The organism is Pseudonocardia xishanensis (genome assembly GCF_039541715.1).
GTDB classification, from domain to species: Bacteria; Actinomycetota; Actinomycetes; order Mycobacteriales; family Pseudonocardiaceae; genus Pseudonocardia; species Pseudonocardia xishanensis.
This window is the reverse complement of the sequence record NZ_BAABGT010000029.1, coordinates 1-16,984: the sequence shown is the minus strand read 5'-3', so window position 1 is coordinate 16,984 and position 16,984 is coordinate 1. Positions and strand designations below refer to the sequence as shown.

Below are 16,984 nucleotides of genomic sequence, written 5' to 3'. Positions count from 1 at the left end.
CATGAGCGCTTCTGCGTCCGTCGCCCCGCCGTCCACGGACGTCGTCCTCGCGGCGCGCGCCCTCAGCGTCGGCCACGGCAACGTGCCGTTCGTGAAGGATCTGGACCTAGAGATCAGGTCGGGCGAGATCCTCGCCCTGCTGGGATCCAACGGGGCCGGCAAGACCACGACTCTCATGGGCCTGTCTGGCCTGTTGCGCCCGATGTCCGGACATGTGGAGGTCGGGGGCTTGGCCTCGACCGCGCCGCTGCACCGTCGTTCACGCGAAGGGGTCGCCTACATCACGCAGGAAAGATGCGTCTTTACGGGACTCAGCGTGCGCGACAACCTGCGTGTCGGAGGGGTCGATCCCGAGGAGGCCCTCGAGCCGTTCCCGGAGCTGCTGTCCCACATGAAACGTCGGGTCGGCCTGCTCTCGGGCGGACAGCAGCAGATGCTGGCCGTGGCACGCGCCCTGGCGCGGCGTCCTGCGGTCATGCTCGCCGACGAGCTGTCGCTGGGCCTGGCGCCGATGATCGTCGATCGGATACTGCAGACGCTCGTCGATGCGGCTCGCGACCGCGACCTCGCGGTGGTCCTGGTGGAGCAGCAGATCACGAAGGCCATGGCCATCTCCGACCGCACCGGCGTCTTGCGGCGCGGCCGCCTCGAGCTCATGGCGTCCTCGGACGAACTGCTCGGGCGGCTCGACGACGTCCGCGATCTGTATCTGTGAGGGTCTCGCGAGACTTTTATTAGACAGTATGATTCAAAATATGACTGACACCAGCTGCCGCGAGGTGGTCGATGCCTTCTATGCCGCGATCGCCGGGAAGGACGCCGAAGCCGTCACGAGCGTCGTCACGGAGCATTTCGCCGACGACGTCGTCCTCGACCTGCCGGCATCGCTGCCCTACGGCGGGCGCATCGAGGGCGTTCGCCGTCTCGTCAAGATCTTCGCCCACGCCGCGGGGTCGACGGCCGCCGTCGGTGTCCAGGACCTGCAGCTCGCCTCGCTCCTCGGCGACGGCCCGCAGGTGGCCGCCCACCTGACCTTCACCTGGTTCCCGGCTGGCGCGGGCGCGTCGTTCGGGTCGAGCGTCCTGGAGCTGTGGACGTTCGACGCCGGCCGGGTCATCAGTATCGAAGCCTTCTACCAGGACACGGCCGCGCTCGTCGCCGTCGCACCGTCCTGAACTCCGAGGAGAACCGCATGAACGACGTCAAGCAACGCGAGATCACCCTGTCCCTCGTGCCTTCCGCCGAGGAACTGGCACTGCGCAAGACCGTCTTCGACCTCACGGCGACCTTCGGTCCGGACTACTACGAGAAGGTCAACTCCGAGAAGCGCTCGCCCAGCGAGCTGTGGAAGATCATGGCCGACAACGGCTTCCTCGGAGTCCACCTCCCGGAGGAGTACGGCGGCGGGGGAATGGGTCTCCAGGAGCTCACGACGGTGCTGGAGGAGACCGGTGCCGCCGGGGTGCCGCTGCTCGGATTGCTCGTGTCCCCGGGCATCATCGGCACAATCCTGGCGCGCCACGGGACGTTGGAGCAGAAGGACAAGTGGTTGCGCCGCATCGCGGACGGCACGATGAAGTTCTCGTTCGCCCTGACAGAGCCGGGCGCCGGGTCGAACTCGCACCGGATCACGACCGTCGCCAAGCGCGAGGGTGACAAGTATGTGGTCAACGGTCAGAAGTACTACATCTCCGGTATCGACGAGTGCGATCTGTTCCTCCTCGTCACGCGCACGGGCGTCACCGAGAACGGCCGCGGACAGCTCTCGCTGCTCATGGTCGACCCCGATGCCCCGGGCCTGACCCGGCACCCGATCCAGACAGCCCTCGAGGAGCCCGAGAAGCAGTTCACGCTGTTCTTCGACAATGTCGAGGTGCCGGCCGAGAACCTCATCGGCGAGGAGGGCAAGGGTCTCCGGGTCGCGTTCGACGGTCTCAATCCCGAGCGCATCCTCTCGGCCGCTGTGTCGGTCGGCGTCGCGCGGTACGCGCTCGACAAGGCCGTCGCGTACGCCAAGGAGCGCACGGTTTGGGACACGCCGATCGGCGCCCACCAGGCCATCGCGCACCCGCTCGCGGAGGCCAAGATCAAGCTGGACCTCGCGAGACTCGCGATGCAGAAGGCCGCGGCGCTCTACGACGCCGGCCTCGACGCCGGTGAGGCGAGCAACGTCGCGAAGCTCGCCGCGGCGGAGGCCGGCGTGTTCTGCCTCGACCACGCGATCCAGACCCACGGCGGCAACGGTGTCTCTCGCGAGTACCAGCTGGCGAACTATTGGTTCCTCGCCCGTCTCCAGCTCATCGCGCCGGTCTCGCGTGAGATGATCCTCAACTTCGTCGCGGAGCACACCCTGAAGTTGCCGAGGTCGTACTGATGGCGGGGCCGCTGACGGGGCTCCGTGTCATCGAGATCGGCGCGCTCGGCCCGGTGCCGCACGCCATGATGCTGCTCGCCGACCTTGGAGCCGACGTCGTCAGGGTCGCCCGCCCGGCCGCCACGGGCGATGAGCGCTTCGGCGACATCCAGGACGGGACCTTGCGCGGGCGCCGCCAGTTCAGGACCGACCTGAAAACGCGGGAAGGTCGGCAGGCCGTGTTCGATCTCGTGGCGACGGCGGACGTGCTGGTCGAGGGATTCCGCCCCGGGGTCGCTGAACGGCTCGGCATAGGTCCTCAGGACTGCCACGCGGTCAACGAGCGCCTGATCTACGGCAGGATGACCGGCTGGGGCCAGACCGGGCCCCTGGCGCAGCGCGCGGGCCACGACATCAACTACCTCTCGTTGACCGGATCCCTGCACGCGATCGGCCGCGCCGACCAGCCGCCCGCGGTGCCGCTGAACCTCATCGGTGACTTCGGCGGTGGGTCGATGTTCCTGGTGACCGGGATCCTCGCGGCCCTGCATGCGCGCACCACGACCGGTTGTGGCGATGTGCTCGACGTCGCGATGGTCGACGGGGTCGCAGTCCTCGAGCAGCCGTTGCTCTCCATGCGGGAATCCCGGACCTGGTCCGATGACCGGGGGGTCAACCTCATCGACGGTGGTGCGCCGTTCTACGACACGTACGCGTGCGCGGATGGTCGGTTCGTGGCGGTCGGAGCACTCGAGCCGTCCTTCTTCGCCCACCTGGTGGCGGGATTGGGCCTTGATTCCGCGTCGCTCCCTGCGCAGTACGACGCGGACGGCTGGCCCGCGCTGCGGGCCCGGCTGACCGAGGCCTTCTCCGTTCGCACGCGTGACGAGTGGGCCGATCACTTCGCCGACCTCGACGCCTGCGTCACCCCGGTGCTGGACTTCGCCGAGGCGGCCCATCATCCTCACTTCACGGCACGGGGCACGTTCGACCCCGCCGCGTCCACCACCCGCGCGGCCCCCGCTCCCCGGTTCGCCTCCCACGGCACGTTGCCGGTCCCGGCGGCGGTCGTCGACGTCGAGCTAGAGTCCGTGCTCTCCGACTGGAGGCAATCCGCATGACCGACATCACGAGTCCCGACCGGACGACCGTGGAGTACGACGCCCTCGACCGCCTGACGGCGCGTCGACACAGCACCCGGGCCTTCCGGCCCGATCCGGTGCCGCGCGACGTGGTGGACAAGATCCTGGCGATTGCGCAGCGCGCGCCGTCGTGGTGCAACACCCAGCCGTGGCACGTGACGATCACCCGCGGAGCCGAGACCGAGGCATTCCGCGAGGGTCTCTCCGAGCATGCGACATCGCAGCCCATGGTCACCGACTTCGAGTTTCCCGGGGAGTATCGCGGCGAGTACCGCAACCGACGGCGCGAGGCCGGCATCGCGTTGTACTCGGCCCTCGGCATCACCCGCGAGGACCGCGCGGCGTCCGGGAGGCAGATGCTCGAGAACTTCCGCCTCTTCGGGGCGCCCCACGTGGCGATCGTGACGACCGAGGAGCACCTCGGTGTCTACGGGGCCGTCGACTGCGGGCTCTACGTGCAGTCCTTCCTGCTCGCAGCGGAGAGTCTCGGGGTGGCGTGCATCCCGCAGGCCGCGTTGGCGTCGCACAGCGACTTCATCCGTCGGCACTTCGACCTGCCCGACGAGCGGCGGGTGCTGTGCGGGATCTCGTTCGGGTACGAGGACGCCAACCACGCCGCGAACTCGTTCCGGACATCGCGGGCAGACCTGGAGTCGGGCGTCACCCGGCGGGAGTGATCTCGATCGCCTCGTGACCCAGCGCGGCGAGCAGCACGTGGTCGAACTCGTCGGGCGTCTCGAGCATCGGATAGTGCCCGCTCGCGGCGATCTCGACCAGATGCGCATCCGGGAGCCGCTCCTGCAGCCACGCGGCCCCCTTGAAGGAGTGTACGGGATCGGCGAGGCCGACAACCTGGACTACGGGCATCGTCACGGATGGCAGGTCCGCGACGTGATCGCAGGTGAACAGCGACCGGAAGCAGGCGATGGCCGCCCAGGACGGCATCTGCAGCGACATGCTCATGAGCCAGTCGATCACGGCCGCGTCGGGCGCGGGCCCGGTCGCGAACGAGGCCACGAGCGCGGCCCGTCTGGCCGGGACGCGGCCCGCATGCTCGGCCTCGACGACACGCGCCAGCAGGGCCGGGCCGGGCCGGCCGAACGGGAAGTTCTCCGTACGGCAGGCTGCGACGCCGTTCGAGCCGACGAGGACGAGGCGGGTCACCCGCCGCGGGGAACGCGCGGCCATACGGAAGGCGACGAGCCCGCCGAACGAGTGGCCGACTAGGACGCAGCTGCGGACGTCGACGGCGTCGAGGACCGCGGTCACCTCGTCGGCGAGGGCCGCTACATCGTAGCCGTCCAGGGGGGCATCGGAGTCGCCGTGTCCGCGTAGGTCGACGCATACGACGCGGTGCCCCTTCTCGGCCAGCACCCGCACCTGGCGGTCCCAGAGCTCGTGGGTCAGGGCGAAGCCGGCGATCAGCACGACGACCGGTCCCGCACCGACGTCCTGGACCGCGATGTGGACGCCCGTGCTCAGTTCGACGGTCCGCATGGAGCCCTCCTCCGATCCGTAATTATGAGTCACACCATCTTAATATAGGCGAAGACCCGTCAGCCAGGTGAGGAGTACGTCCGTACAGGACATCGAGCGCCTGCCCCCGGCATTGTGCGGGCCGCGCGGCATGCCGGCGACCAGACTCAGCGCCTCCGCGGCACCAGCCCGTAACGGGGGATCGTGCCGCTCGTGATGATCGCGACGTGCCCGAAGCCGACCACGCCGTCAATCGTCACGCGCGCGGGCTGCTCGCGGTGACCTGGTGGGTACGGGTCGCCGTCTCGTCGGACGTCCCCAGGAGTCGCGAGGTCGAGGACATCCCACTCGACGGTGTCGGGTCGGGGGGCGCCGAGTCCCCGGCGGTCGTCGTAGCCTCCGGAGTAGCCGGTCCCCCGGTAGGCCCAGGCGCGTTGCACGGCCTCGGCGTCCACCCTGACGACGCGCCCGGCCGCGGTGGTCAGGACGTACTGCAGCATCTGCCACTCGCGGGTGTCGGGGACGAAGGTGATGTCGTGGTCGACGCGGAGCACCGGATCCGGTCCCGGCTCGCCGGTCACCGTGACCGCGCCGTCCAGGTAGCCGACCTCGCCCGTGCCGTCCTCCATCTGCTGGAAGTGCACCGACATCGGCCCCGCGCTCGCGTACGTCCACAGGTGCATCGAGGAGCCTGGTCCGGCGGCGGGTAGTTCGAAGCCGCCGACCCCGGGGCGCACGCCCCAGCTGTGGTCGCGTACGGCCCACCACTGGTCCACGGCGATTCGCTCGCCGTCGACCTGCAGCCAGCCGTCGAGCGTGCCGAGCTGGCCGTACCGGCTCGAGTCTTGCGTGATCCGCCCGCCCTCGACTCGGACCGTGGGCTGCTCCAGGTGCGGCATCTGGTCGGAGCGCCATGCGAGCTGTGCCGCGAGGGGATGGTCCCCGGCCTCGAGCACGATCGAGAGGTGGCGGAACGGGTCGACGACGTCGACCGCGAGGGATCCCACGCGTGACGCGAGATCGTCCGCGAGGGGCCGCGCGAACCGAACGTTGGTCTGCCGCAGGTCCCGCTGCACGCTGACGAAGCCGTCGCACATGCCCGTGTTGCGGTAGATCGCGAGACCGGCGATGACCAGGACGTCGCCGTCCGGGGCGATGCCCTCGAACCAGTAGCGGTCGTAGAAGCGGTGGTCGCTCGTCGCGGCGAGGCGTACGGGCCGTGAGGTCTGGTGATGCAGCGACTCGTCGAGGTCGTGGAGCATGGCGGCCTTTCCAGGAGTGGACGGGCTCACATGACCGGCAGGTTGGCGGCTGGGCGCCAGAGCGGTGTCGTGCGGGACACGTGGGCTTCGCGGTGCTCGCGCAGCAGGCGGTGGGCGGCATCGGCCTCGGTCGACGCGGGCAGTTGGTGCACGAGGACGATCAGCCGTTCGAGCTCGTCGCGGCGGGCCCGCACGTCATCGGTCGCGAAGGCTGCCACGGGCGCCGCCACGAGGGCGGCGAGCCGGGGGAGGAGCTCGTCGAGCATGGCGACGTCCGCCGCATCGGCGGCCGCTTCGTGCTCGAGTCGGGCCGAGAGCGTCGTCAGCAGGTTCACGGTGCCGCGCAGGTGACTCGCCGCCCACGGGTCTTCGACATGGGGCAGGACGAGCTCGCTGAGTGTCTCGATGGCCGAGGTGACGATGCGTTGATGGGGATCCATGGTGTGCTCCTCGTGGGTCAGGCGTACGTGCCGGCACCGGCGTCGACGATATGCTCGGCCACGCTGTCGAAATCGGCGCCGATGAGTCGGGCGAGGCTCCGTTCCATACGTGGCACCGTCACCAGTCCGAAGGCGCCCGACGTCGACCGCGGGTCCGCGCCGGCGAGGAACGGGGCGAGGAAGTACAGGTCGAGGCAGGCCAGCGCCTTGAACCGGTTCCAGAGCATCGCGAACGCCATACGATGTGGCGTCACCTTGTGCCCGACGCGCTCGGCGTAGTGATCGATGGCCTCGCGCTGGTCGATGAGCGAAAGGGTGCCCTGGGTGAACGCGAGGTCGAGCGCGGGGTCGCTCAGCTCGCTGAGCTCGAAGTCGCTGAGAGCCACCACCCGGCCGTCGCGGAAGATCTCTTCGCCGACCCCGTTGTTGCCCTTGACGAGGGAGACCATGGGGACGTCCGTGGGGATGTGCTCGCGGAGCCAGCAGAGATACTCCGTCACGACGGGACGTGGCTCCGGCCGACCCGCGCGCCAGCGCGCCTCCCAGCGGTCGACCTCGGCGCGCAGCGCGTCGGCGGGACCGGCCGGTGCGGCGAGATGGGCATCGAGACCCGCGGCCCGCCAGTCGAAGCGGTGCAAGGTGGCGAGGGCGTCGAGGTGGCTGTGTACGACGCGTCGCCGCAGCGCCTCCCCCTCTGCGGTGTCCTCGCGCAGCCCGGGGATCTTCGAAGAACCGGGCACGAGTCGTCGCACCATGTGCGGACGCCCGTCGGCGAAGTCGAGGTCGCGCGCGTGCCACAGCGGCTCGGCGACGGGCACCCCGGCGCGCCACAATGCGTCGTAAACTGCGAACTCCTGCTCGATGGTCGACGGGGTCGGGACGTCCCACGGCTGTGCGACCCGAACGACGAAGCCGACGTCGGGGGTGGAGGTCTCGACGAGCCACGTCTCGCGGGAGATGCCCGGGAAGGTGCGTCGTGCCGACACCACGTCCACCTGTTCGCCCGTCGTGCGCGACAGGTGCTCACCGATGCTCGCGGCGTCGAGGGTGTGCATGCGGTGCCTCCGGTCCGATTTTCTTGACGAGTCCTCATGATTTTGAGATGCTCAGTTTATCAAATGTTGTGAGCGTTGTTACGCACGCGCATCGGGGCATCGGGGCAACGGGAGCAGAACGTGCAGCAGTGGAATGGGATCCAGCACCTCACGGTGTGTGAGTTGTTGGCCGAGAAGGTGGAGAAGCACCCCGACCGGACGTTCGCCACGATGGGTGGCTGGACCGCGACCTATGCGGAGATCGATGCTCGGGCCACCGAGGTCGCCGGGCAGATCCACGCCTTGGGCGTCAGGCCGGGCGATCGTGTGGCGACGCTGTCACCCAATCGCTACGAGCTGCTGGAGCTGCTCATGGGACTGGCCAAGCTCGGCGTGGTCCAGGTGCCTCTCAACCCCTACCTGCGCGGTGAGTTCCTGAGCCACCAGCTCCGTGACTCGGCGCCATCGATCATCCTCACCGACAGTCCCGGGTGGGCTTCGGTCCAGCCGGTCCTGCATGAGGTTCCATCTCTGCGCACCGCGGTGTTGTTCGACGCGGCGGCTGATTCTAGCGCGGAGATCACGACTCACCGGTACCACGAGCTGTCGACGGGGCCGGTTCCCGACGTTGCGCTGACGGCTGCCTCGACGATGGCGATCGTCTACACCTCTGGCACGACCGGCCAGTCCAAGGGATGTGTGCTCTCGCATGGGTACTACACCCGGTGCGGACAGATCGACGCCGAGTTGCTGCAGCTGACGGACGACGACGTCTTCTTCACGACGCTCCCGCTGTTCCACGGCGGTAGTCAGCTCAAAGGGGTCATGCCGTCGATGACGGCCGGGATCCCCATCGTCATCGAGGAGTCCTTCAGCGCGAGCGGATTCTTCAAGCGGCTCACAGAGACCGGCGCTACCGTCGCGAGCGGCGTCGGATCCATGGGGCCGATGTTGCTCGCGACGCCGCTCTCGGCGTACGACCGTGCCCACTCGCTGCGGGTCTACAACCTCTCGCCGCTGGCGGAGGACCTCCAGCGCGAGTTCAACGAGCGGTTCGCGACCGACGTGTGGACCGAGTCCTACGGTCAGACCGAGTGCGTGCCGTCCCTGAGCAACGCACCCGGAGGCCCGCGCGACCGCGGCAGCAACGGCCATCCGATCCGCGACCTCGAGGTGGCGCTGCTCGACGACCACGGACAGCCGGTCCCCGATGGCGAGGTCGGTGAGATCTGCCTGCGCCCGCGGCACCGCTACGCGATGTTCGACGGGTACTGGGGTCGTCCCGAAGACACGCTCGAGGCGTTCCGCGGGCTCTGGTACCACACCGGCGACTTCGGTGTCCTCCGTGTGTCGGGGTCGATCAAGTTCGCCGACCGCAAGAAGGATGCCCTGCGTGTGCGCGGGGAGAACGTGTCGAGCATCGAGCTCGAGGTCACGATCAGCCGGCATCCGGCAGTCGCGGAGGTGGCCGTTCACGCTCTGAAGTCCGAGGTCGGCGAGGACGACATCCGCGCCTGCATCGTCCTGGCCGAGGGGCAGGAGATCGAGTGGGCGGAGTTCTTCGAGTTCCTGAAGGCGAACGTGCCGTACTTCGCGGTCCCGCGCTATGTCGAGATCCTGGCCGAGCTGCCGAAGAACTCGGCGTTCCGGGTCCAGAAGCATCAGCTCCGGGACAAGGGCATGACCGCGGAGACCATCGACTTCCGCGCGCTCGGTCTGACGATCGCGCGGGAGGACCGCCGATGAGCGACCTCGCGACGCCGCAGACGTCCACGCTGCGCAAGGAGGTGCGCGCGGCCGTGGCTGCTGCCGGCGTGCAGGCCTACGCCGAGTGCGATGCGTGGTTGTTTGGCCACGACATGGACTTCACTCATGCCCTCGCCGAGGCGCGACTGATCGGACTGACATGGCCCTCGGCTTTCGGTGGCCGCGAGGTCTCGAACGTCGAGCGACTCGTGGTCACCGAGGAGTTGCTGCGCGTCGGCTCGCCGGTCGCGGCCCACTGGATCGCGGACCGGCAGATCGGCCCGACCATCCTGCGGCACGGCACCCCTGAGCTCCAGGAGGAGTTCTTGCCGGCGATCGCCGCGGGCCGAGTGACGTTCTGCCTCGGGATGAGCGAGAGCGAGTCGGGCTCCGATCTTGCGGCGGTGCGCACCAGGGCCCGACCGGTCGACGGCGGCTATCTGCTCACCGGTCGCAAGATCTGGACCAGTCACGCGCACCGTGCCAGCCACGCCTACGTTCTGGCGCGGACTGGCGACTCGTCGGGCAAGAAGCACGAGAGCCTGACCGAGCTCATCGTCGACATGTCGGACGACGGTGTCGAGGTGCGACCGATCCTCGATGTGAGCGGCGAGCATCACTTCAACGAGACGATCTTCGAGGACGTCTTCGTGCCGTCGTCCCGGGTCATCGGTGTCGTCGGCCAGGGATGGACGCAGGTCACCGAGCAGCTGTCGTTCGAGCGCGGAGGCCTGGAGCGGGTGCTGAGTACGTTTCCCATCCTGGCAGTCGCTTTGCGTGACGACTGGGTCCGTCCCGGCCACGCGACCCGTCTCGGCCTGGCCGTGTCGCGGCTGCACGCACTGCGCCGGCTGGCCCTCACCGTGGCCGATCGCATGGACCGTGTAGCGGCGCCCGTGCGTCAGGCGGCGATGCTCAAGCTGCTCGGTACGACGTTCGAGGGCGAGGTCGTCGACCTCGGACGTGCGCTCCTCGATCGCCCCCCCGTCTCGGGTGCGAGCGCGCTCGACCGACTCGTCGCGCAAGGCATCACCCGCTCGCCGGGTGCGACGTTGCGCGGCGGCACGACGGAGGTGCTGTTGGGCATCATCGCCCGCGGCTCGGACGACGGCGACGTGCGCGACGAGCTGACGGGCCTCGTCGACTCAGCGCTGCGTGATCTCGACCCGGGTGCCGCGGCTTCGTGGCGCGATGGCGCGTGGTCGCGCGCCGAGGACCTCGGGTGGACCACGGTCGGCGTGCCGGAGGAGGCCGGCGGCAGTGGTGGGACGATCCGCGATGTCGCCACGATCGTGGCAGGCGTGGCACGGGGTGGTTTCTCGGCGCCGATCGCCGAGCAGGCGGTGGGTCAGCGGGCCATCGTCGAGACGGGCGGCGAGCTGACATCCCGTCTGGTCGTGCCGGTTCTCGGCGCCGGCGTCACCCTGACCCGGGTCGGCGATCGTGTTCGGCTCGACGGGCGTGTCGAGGCCGCCCTATGGGCGTCCGAGGCAGACGAACTCCTCGTGCACGTACTGGACGCCGGGGCTCCCGGATTGGTGCGGGTGCCCACCTCCACCGTGGGCGTCGCGGTCGAGCCGGGTGCGAACATCGCCGGGGAGCCGAGCGGTGCGCTCGTCCTCGAGGGCGTCGAGCTGCCGGCCGACGCCGTGATCGGCGACGAATCGGTCGTCAACCGCGCCGTCTCGGCCGCGCGGGTCCTGCGGTCGGCGATGTTGCTCGGCGCGATGCAGGCCGCGGCACAGCATGCGGTCGAGCACGCAGCGGTGCGCGAGCAGTTCGGCAAGCCGCTGCAGGCGTTCCAGGCGGTGGCCCACCACCTGGCGCGGATGGAGGCGGAGGCGACTCTCGTCCGAGCTGCCCTCGACGAGTCTCTGCGCGAGGTCGACGAGGGCGGCGCGGGGTGGCGCGTCGTCGCGGGACAGCTGCAGGCGGCGCAGGCCGCGACACTCGTCGCACGGTCGGCGCACCAGGTGTTGGGTGCGATGGGCATGACGCAGGAGCACCCGTTGCACCGTGTCACACTCCGACTGGCCGCGTGGCGCGATGCCGCCGGCAGTGTCGACTCCTTGGCCTCGGCACTGGGCGTCGCTGTCGCGTCTGCCGGTCCTGACGGCCTATGGGACTGGGTCATCGGAGACGGCGAGCTCTGACCGCTACGTCCGGAGGCGGTAGCGCGGGTTCGAATCCCGTCGGGGCTACAAGGAGAAAACCGCAGGGTGACCTGCGGTTTTCTCTCTTCGTCACATCGCCGGCTTCGGGTCCATGACGCTCGTGGCCTCAATCTGGCCTCATGAATTTCACGATCTGGCCTCAGAGTGGCGACATCCCAGCGCTCACTCGCACCCGCGGCCGGGACGCCTTCGGGGTCGCCGACATCAGGTTCGCGGCGTAGTGGTCCAGCCGGGCGGGCCGATCCCCTTGCGGCGCAACGCCGCGACCTTGTCCCGGACGGTTCCTTCCCGCAGCGCTCCCAGCAGCGGGGGCCGCGCCAGGTTCACCAGCAGCGGATCATCAGCGGTCAGCGGGAGCCCGAACTCGTCGCCGCGGCGGGCCAGCTCGGTCAGGTAGTCGGCGAACAGCCGTTCCAGGTCGTTGCCGCCGAGCACCTCATCGCCGCACTGCGCTGCCTCTACCGCCACGTCGAAGCCGACGGCCTGATCACCGCCGACCGCAACCCTGCCACCCAGGTGGCCAAGCCGAGAAGGCTGGCAAGCACTCGGGAGTGTCAGATGAACAACGGTGTAACCGGTCGTGATGGCTAGCTTCCGTTGCTGGGAACGATACGGCCGGCGAAGGTGATCGCGAAGGCGTTCAGCGCTGGTTTCCACCGCGCCGCCCATCGTGCCCGGCCCTTCCCGGTGGGGTCGAGTGATCGGGTGACCAGGTAGAGGCACTTGAGCGCGGCCTGCTCGGTCGGGAAGTTGTCTCGTCCCGGGTTTGATGGAGACCATCAAGCCTGGAGGATGATCGACCGATGGCCGCCCCGAGGAAGTACCCCGACGAGCTGCGGGATCGAGCGATCCGGCTCGTGCTCGACGCGAAGGCCGCCCCGGACGGCGGGGGCGGGAACGTCTACAAGCGCATCGGCGAGCAGTTGGGGATCAACCCGGAGACGTTGCGTGGCTGGGTGAAGCAGGTCGAGATCGACAACGGCACCAGGCCGGGCACGACGACCGACGATGCGACGCGGCTGGCGGAGCTGGAGCGTGAGGTTCGGAGCTGCGGCGGGCGAACGCCATTCTCAAATCCGCGTCGGCTTTCTTCGCGGCGGAGCTCGACCGCCCCAGCAGGTAGTCCTCGACTACATCGAGGCCAACAAGAACCGGTTCGGGGTCGAGCCGATCTGGGTCAAGTCCGCTGGCGTGGTGTGTGACGACTGCCGCGTGATCTTCTGGTTCTGTCAGGCGCTGAGCGCCGGGATGGTGTCGGTCGAGGTCACCTCCTCGGTTGGTGTTGGTGTTGGTGGCGGTGTCGGGGACGGCGGTGACGCGGGAGCGGGCGAGGACCTCGAGGCCGAGGTAGCGGCGTCCTTCGACCCATTCGTCGTGCTGTTCGGCCAGGACCGCGCCGACGAGACGGATCAGCGAGTCGCGGTCGGGGAAGATCCCGACGACGTCGGTGCGGCGGCGGATCTCGCGGTTGAGCCGCTCGGAGGGGTTGTTCGACCAGATCTGGCGCCAGATTTCTTTCGGGAACGAGGTGAAGGCCAGGACGTCGGCGCGGGTGGTGTCGAGGTGCTCGGACACCTTCGGCAGCTTCTCGGCGACCGCGTCGAGGACGCGGTCGAACTGGGCGTGAACCGAGGCGGCGTCGGGTTGGTCGTAGACCGAGTGCAGCAGCGCCCGCACCCACGGCCAGGACGACTTCGGGGTCGCGGCCATCAGGTTCGCCGCGTAGTGCGTGCGGCATCTCTGCCAGGTCGCCCCGGGCAGCGTCGCGCCGATCGCTGCGACCAGCCCGGCGTGGGCGTCGGAGGTGACCAGTCGGACCCCGGACAGGCCGCGGGCGGTCAGGTCGCGGAAGAACCCGAGCCAGCCGGCGCCGTCCTCGGCCGAGGTGGCCTGCAGGCCGAGGATCTCCCGGTGTCCGTCGGCGTTGACCCCGGTCGCGAGCAGGGCGTGGACGTTGACCACCCGACCGCCCTCTCTGACCTTGAGCACCAGGGCGTCGGCGGCGACGAAGGTGTACGGGCCTTGGTCGAGGGGTCGGGACCGGAACTCGGCGACCTGCGCGTCGAGATCCTGGGCCATGATCGAGACCTGCGACTTCGACAGCCGGGTGATCCCGAGGGACTCGACGAGCTTCTCCATCCGGCGGGTGGAGACCCCGAGCAGGTAGCAGGTGGCGACGGTGGATTCGCATGATCGTCGCAACACCCGAGGTCAGAGAGCAGGTTTTCAGAGAGCTCGGGCGAAGACCTCCGCGGGGGTGTCCCAGCCGTGCCGCTTGCGCGGGCGGCGGTTGAGCCGGTCCTGGACCAGGACGAGGTCGGCGGCGCTGAACTGGCGGAGGTCGGTCTTCTTCGGGAAGTACTGCCGCAGCAGCCCGTTGGTGTTCTCGTTCGTCGGGCGCATCCAGGGGCTGCCTGGGTGTGCGAAGTAGACGCCCTCCGCGAACAGCGGCTCGAGGTGGGCGTGTTGGGCCATCTCCGAGCCCTGGTCCCAAGTCAGCGTCAGCAGGGCGCGCCCGGGGAGGTCGTGGATTGAGCGGCTGATCGCCAGCCGGCACTGCTCGGAGTTGTGCCCGTCGGGCAGGTGGACGAGGCGGACGAAGCCGCTTCGACGGTCGACGAGCGTGCCGATGGCCGACTGGCTGCGTGTCCCGAGGATCAGGTCGCCTTCCCAGTCGCCGACGCGTGCGCGTTCGCGCACGATGGCCGGGCGGGCGTCAATCAGCTTGCCCGGGCTGACGTAGCGCGTCTCCCTCACGTCGGGACGCCGGCGGCGTTTGCGCAGCGGTCGACCGGTGCGCAGTCTGCGGGTCAACGTGCGGCTCAGTCCGCCCTTCCCGCCGTGGTAGAGCGCCTGGTAGTTCGTCTCGTGGCACAGATGCCAGCCCGGGCGGCCGGGGTAGGCGCGGCGCAGGTGTGCGGCGATCTGCTCGGGGCTCCAGTCGTCCTCGAGCAGCGTCTGGACGACCCGGCGTAGTGCCTCGTCGCGGCTGAGCCGGTTGCGGCGCGGTCGGCGGGCTCGTTGGCGGGCTCGGGCGTGGGCGAGGTCGCCGTCGTAGCGACCACCGTCGTGGGCGGATGTGTTGCGGCGCAACTCCCGGCTGATGGTCGACGGGTGGCGGCCGAGGATCCTGGCGATCTCGCGGATGCTGAAGCCCTCGCGGCGCAGGGTCGCGATCCGCTGGCGTTCGAGACGAGACAGGAAGCGCCCGCAACGCCCGACCTCACCGAGACGGTCCGGCGGAAGCCCACCGGACTCGGCGCGCCAGCGGTAGCCGGTCTTGCGCGTGATCCCGACCGCAGCGCAGGCGGCCACCGTGCCGACGCCGGAGGTCACCAGCCGCCAGTACTCCGCTTCCACTTCGAGCTGTCGTTTCCGCCCTCGCCGTGCCACGTCCACCCCGATGATCTTGCTGGAGAGGTGTTGCGACGAGCCTTAGAACCCGCCGAACGCCAGGGGGTCAGATTTCAGGATCCGTCGACAGGGTCGGCCGGTAAGTGCGGAGAGGTCGACCCAGACGGCCTTGGGTGGTACGACCCGCCGGACCGCGGGGTGGTCGACGGCGAAGACGTCCGGGAGCTGATGCTCGGCTCGGCGCTCCACCGGCGAAGTGTATCGAACGCCTGTTCGTCCGCCTGGGCCATGAACGTGCCATCGGTGGAGCGCCTCACCGGCGAGCGCAGTCCGCGACACGGACGCGAGCCGGGCTGTCCCTACAGGGCGTTGGCCGTTGGGAGTCGGCGGCGGTCCGTAGGCGCTCAGGGCCGCGCGGGCCGGGAGAAGTGCTGGGTGGTCGCCCTTCGGGCGGGGCCTGTCGGCCCTTAGAGCCCTGTGTCAACCTCTCCCGTCCCGATGAGTCTTGGGCCTGGCGGTGGTCTGCCCCTAAGTAAGGGCCTGCACGGTGCATGTCCGAGCTGCGCCGATCGGCGTGGTCGGGCGAGCGCCCGACAACAGAGCAGGTGACCACGAAGGGCCGGCGGTTCGTCGGCCAGGAGAGGATTCTTCTCATGGCGATAAGCAACGTTCTGGCTCAGGCAACGGTCAGTGACCTCGACGCTGCGGAGCAGTGGTATTCAGTGCTGTTCGGTCGTGCGCCGGACGCTCGGCCGATGGATGGTCTGCTGGAGTGGCGTCTGGGCAGCTCCTTCGGAGTGCAGGTCTTCGCCGAGCCTGACCGCGCCGGTCGGTCGTCGATGGTGTTGGGCGAGGACGACCTGGACGGGCTGGCCGCTCGGCTGGCCGACGCAGGTGTTGACCATGACGGTCCCCAGCAGGTCACCGCGTCGCGGATCCTCGCTCTCCAGGACTCTGACGGTAACCGCGTGGTGTTCACAGGCCCATAGCGGCCTGTCTGCGCTCCTCTGCAGGTCTGTCGGGCGTTGTCGGGTGCGTGGTAGCCGGGGCGGGCTGTCGGTGGTGGTCTCTCCTCGCTTCGGCGCGGTAACGGTGCCCGGGAACCCGGCGACCCTCCAGGCCCTGCGGCCGCTGCGCGATCGCCTCCGGCGAGCCTGGACCGCCACCGGAACCCCGGGCAAGATCCCGTCGCGCCGAAGCGAGGAGAGACCACGTCATCACCGGGGCGGCGGTGTGCCCGTGGGCTGGTTGAAGGCACCGGCCCTGGGCGGGCCGGCTCTCCCTCCGGGGGCCGGGCGCTGCCCGGACCCGGCCTCGCTCGGAGAGCCGGTCAGGCCGCGGCGGTGTCGGAGTGGAGCAGGGTTTGCAGGGCGCGGTGGCGGGCTGGGTCGTGGGGCTGGTGGTTCTGCCAGCACCGCCAGATCACGTGTAGCCAGGCGCGGGCGACGATCCGGACGGCGTGCGGGTGACGGTGCCCGCGAGCGCGGGCGGCGTTGTAGAGGTGCGCTGCCCAGGGGTTGGCGTGGCGGGAGTCCGCGGCGAAGTCGCAGACCGCGTCGCGTAGCTGCTTGTCTGCTGACCGGCGGAAGGAGGTGGTCTTCATCTTCCCGGACTGCCGGGTTGAGGGGGTGACCCCGGCGAGGGACGCCAACGATTCCGGGGTGGGGAACCGGGCGCGGCAGTCCCCGATCTCGGCGAGGAGCCGGGCTGCGCGCAGCGATTGGGCGCGGGGCAGAGACAGGAAGATGTGGGCGTCGGCGTGTTGTCGAAGCAGTGCGGCGATGTGGGTGTCGAGGGCGTGGATCTGGGTGACCAGCGCGGTCAGGGCGGCGACGAGCGCGCGGGTGACTTGGGCTGCGGCGGCGCCGGCGTCACCGGTCGCGCCGGGTGGGGCGGCAAGCAAGTGGGCGTGCAGGACCGCGGGGTCTTTGCGGCCGGTGTAGTGAACCGTCCTGGGTCTGCGTGAGGCTGACGTTCAGGCCACCGCACCCTGTTGGGCGATG

General features: G+C 69.4%; 15 protein-coding genes and 3 pseudogenes. 9 read left to right on the top strand and 9 right to left on the bottom strand.

Annotation, left to right across the window (positions count from 1 at the left end):
* Position 1 precedes the first annotated feature (1 nt).
* From ABD993_RS10895 to ABD993_RS10875, 5 genes are read left to right on the top strand one after another with little or no spacing between them, the layout of a single operon-like run.
* Positions 2 to 715 carry an ABC transporter ATP-binding protein gene (locus ABD993_RS10895; RefSeq protein WP_345415437.1) on the top strand — a complete coding sequence of 238 codons (714 nt, stop codon included), beginning with the start codon at positions 2 to 4 and terminating at the stop codon, positions 713 to 715.
* A 40-nt stretch (positions 716 to 755) separates the two neighbouring features.
* A complete protein-coding gene (locus ABD993_RS10890; RefSeq protein ID WP_345415435.1) occupies positions 756 to 1,175 on the top strand; it encodes a nuclear transport factor 2 family protein in 420 nt (139 codons plus the stop codon).
* A gap of 17 nt (positions 1,176 to 1,192) precedes the next feature.
* On the top strand, positions 1,193 to 2,374 hold the full coding sequence (locus ABD993_RS10885; protein ID WP_345415433.1) for an acyl-CoA dehydrogenase family protein: 1,182 nt from the start codon (positions 1,193 to 1,195) through the stop codon (positions 2,372 to 2,374).
* Positions 2,374 to 3,474 carry a CaiB/BaiF CoA transferase family protein gene (locus ABD993_RS10880; protein WP_345415431.1) on the top strand — a complete coding sequence of 367 codons (1,101 nt, stop codon included), beginning with the start codon at positions 2,374 to 2,376 and terminating at the stop codon, positions 3,472 to 3,474. Before ABD993_RS10885 ends, ABD993_RS10880 begins: the two co-directional genes overlap by 1 nt.
* Positions 3,471 to 4,172, top strand: coding sequence for a nitroreductase (locus ABD993_RS10875; protein WP_345415429.1), 702 nt, complete (start codon positions 3,471 to 3,473; stop codon positions 4,170 to 4,172). The genes ABD993_RS10880 and ABD993_RS10875 overlap by 4 nt, the downstream gene beginning before the upstream one ends.
* Here the strand turns inward: ABD993_RS10875 and ABD993_RS10870 are convergent.
* The 4 genes from ABD993_RS10870 to ABD993_RS10855 form a co-directional block, all read right to left on the bottom strand.
* On the bottom strand, positions 4,156 to 4,992 hold the full coding sequence (locus tag ABD993_RS10870; protein ID WP_345415427.1) for an alpha/beta fold hydrolase: 837 nt from the start codon (positions 4,990 to 4,992) through the stop codon (positions 4,156 to 4,158). The genes ABD993_RS10875 and ABD993_RS10870 overlap by 17 nt on opposite strands.
* A gap of 146 nt (positions 4,993 to 5,138) precedes the next feature.
* Positions 5,139 to 6,233 (bottom strand): Rv3169 family protein, encoded by a 1,095-nt coding sequence (locus tag ABD993_RS10865; protein WP_345415424.1) that lies wholly within the window; start codon positions 6,231 to 6,233, stop codon positions 5,139 to 5,141.
* Between the two features lie 26 nt (positions 6,234 to 6,259).
* Positions 6,260 to 6,673: a hypothetical protein gene (locus tag ABD993_RS10860; protein ID WP_345415421.1), complete on the bottom strand. Its 414-nt coding sequence runs from the start codon at positions 6,671 to 6,673 to the stop codon at positions 6,260 to 6,262.
* 17 nt (positions 6,674 to 6,690) lie between these two features.
* Positions 6,691 to 7,728: a phosphotransferase family protein gene (locus tag ABD993_RS10855; RefSeq protein WP_345415419.1), complete on the bottom strand. Its 1,038-nt coding sequence runs from the start codon at positions 7,726 to 7,728 to the stop codon at positions 6,691 to 6,693.
* Between the two features lie 120 nt (positions 7,729 to 7,848).
* Between ABD993_RS10855 and ABD993_RS10850 the strand changes: the two genes are divergently transcribed.
* Both ABD993_RS10850 and ABD993_RS10845 read left to right on the top strand, forming a co-directional pair.
* A complete protein-coding gene (locus ABD993_RS10850) occupies positions 7,849 to 9,453 on the top strand; it encodes an AMP-binding protein (RefSeq protein ID WP_345415416.1) in 1,605 nt (534 codons plus the stop codon).
* Entirely contained in the window at positions 9,450 to 11,606 is a 2,157-nt protein-coding gene (locus ABD993_RS10845) for an acyl-CoA dehydrogenase family protein (RefSeq protein WP_345415414.1), read from the top strand. Before ABD993_RS10850 ends, ABD993_RS10845 begins: the two co-directional genes overlap by 4 nt.
* A 225-nt stretch (positions 11,607 to 11,831) precedes the next feature.
* Here the strand turns inward: ABD993_RS10845 and ABD993_RS10840 are convergent, their stop codons facing one another.
* Both ABD993_RS10840 and ABD993_RS10830 read right to left on the bottom strand, forming a co-directional pair.
* Entirely contained in the window at positions 11,832 to 12,095 is a 264-nt protein-coding gene (locus ABD993_RS10840) for a hypothetical protein (protein ID WP_345416137.1), read from the bottom strand.
* A gap of 119 nt (positions 12,096 to 12,214) precedes the next feature.
* A pseudogene (locus ABD993_RS10830) lies at positions 12,215 to 12,385 on the bottom strand (IS256 family transposase); the annotation flags it as partial.
* A 45-nt stretch (positions 12,386 to 12,430) separates the two neighbouring features.
* Between ABD993_RS10830 and ABD993_RS10825 the strand changes: the two are divergent.
* Positions 12,431 to 12,741: pseudogene (locus ABD993_RS10825) on the top strand (transposase); the annotation flags it as partial.
* A gap of 115 nt (positions 12,742 to 12,856) precedes the next feature.
* On the opposite strand, the pseudogene ABD993_RS36680 reads toward ABD993_RS10825, so the two are convergent.
* Together ABD993_RS36680 and ABD993_RS36675 are read right to left on the bottom strand one after the other, a co-directional pair.
* Positions 12,857 to 13,811: pseudogene (locus ABD993_RS36680) on the bottom strand (IS256 family transposase); the annotation flags it as partial.
* Positions 13,812 to 13,853: 42 nt separating this feature from the next.
* Positions 13,854 to 15,026, bottom strand: a complete 1,173-nt coding sequence (locus ABD993_RS36675) for an IS30 family transposase (protein ID WP_425568946.1) — start codon at positions 15,024 to 15,026, stop codon at positions 13,854 to 13,856.
* Positions 15,027 to 15,532: 506 nt separating this feature from the next.
* On the opposite strand from ABD993_RS36675, the gene ABD993_RS10815 reads away from it, so the two are divergent.
* Positions 15,533 to 15,970: a VOC family protein gene (locus ABD993_RS10815; RefSeq protein ID WP_345415408.1), complete on the top strand. Its 438-nt coding sequence runs from the start codon at positions 15,533 to 15,535 to the stop codon at positions 15,968 to 15,970.
* A gap of 341 nt (positions 15,971 to 16,311) precedes the next feature.
* Here the strand turns inward: ABD993_RS10815 and ABD993_RS10810 are convergent, their stop codons facing one another.
* Entirely contained in the window at positions 16,312 to 16,884 is a 573-nt protein-coding gene (locus ABD993_RS10810) for a transposase (protein WP_345415406.1), read from the bottom strand.
* Positions 16,885 to 16,984: the final 100 nt, after the last annotated feature.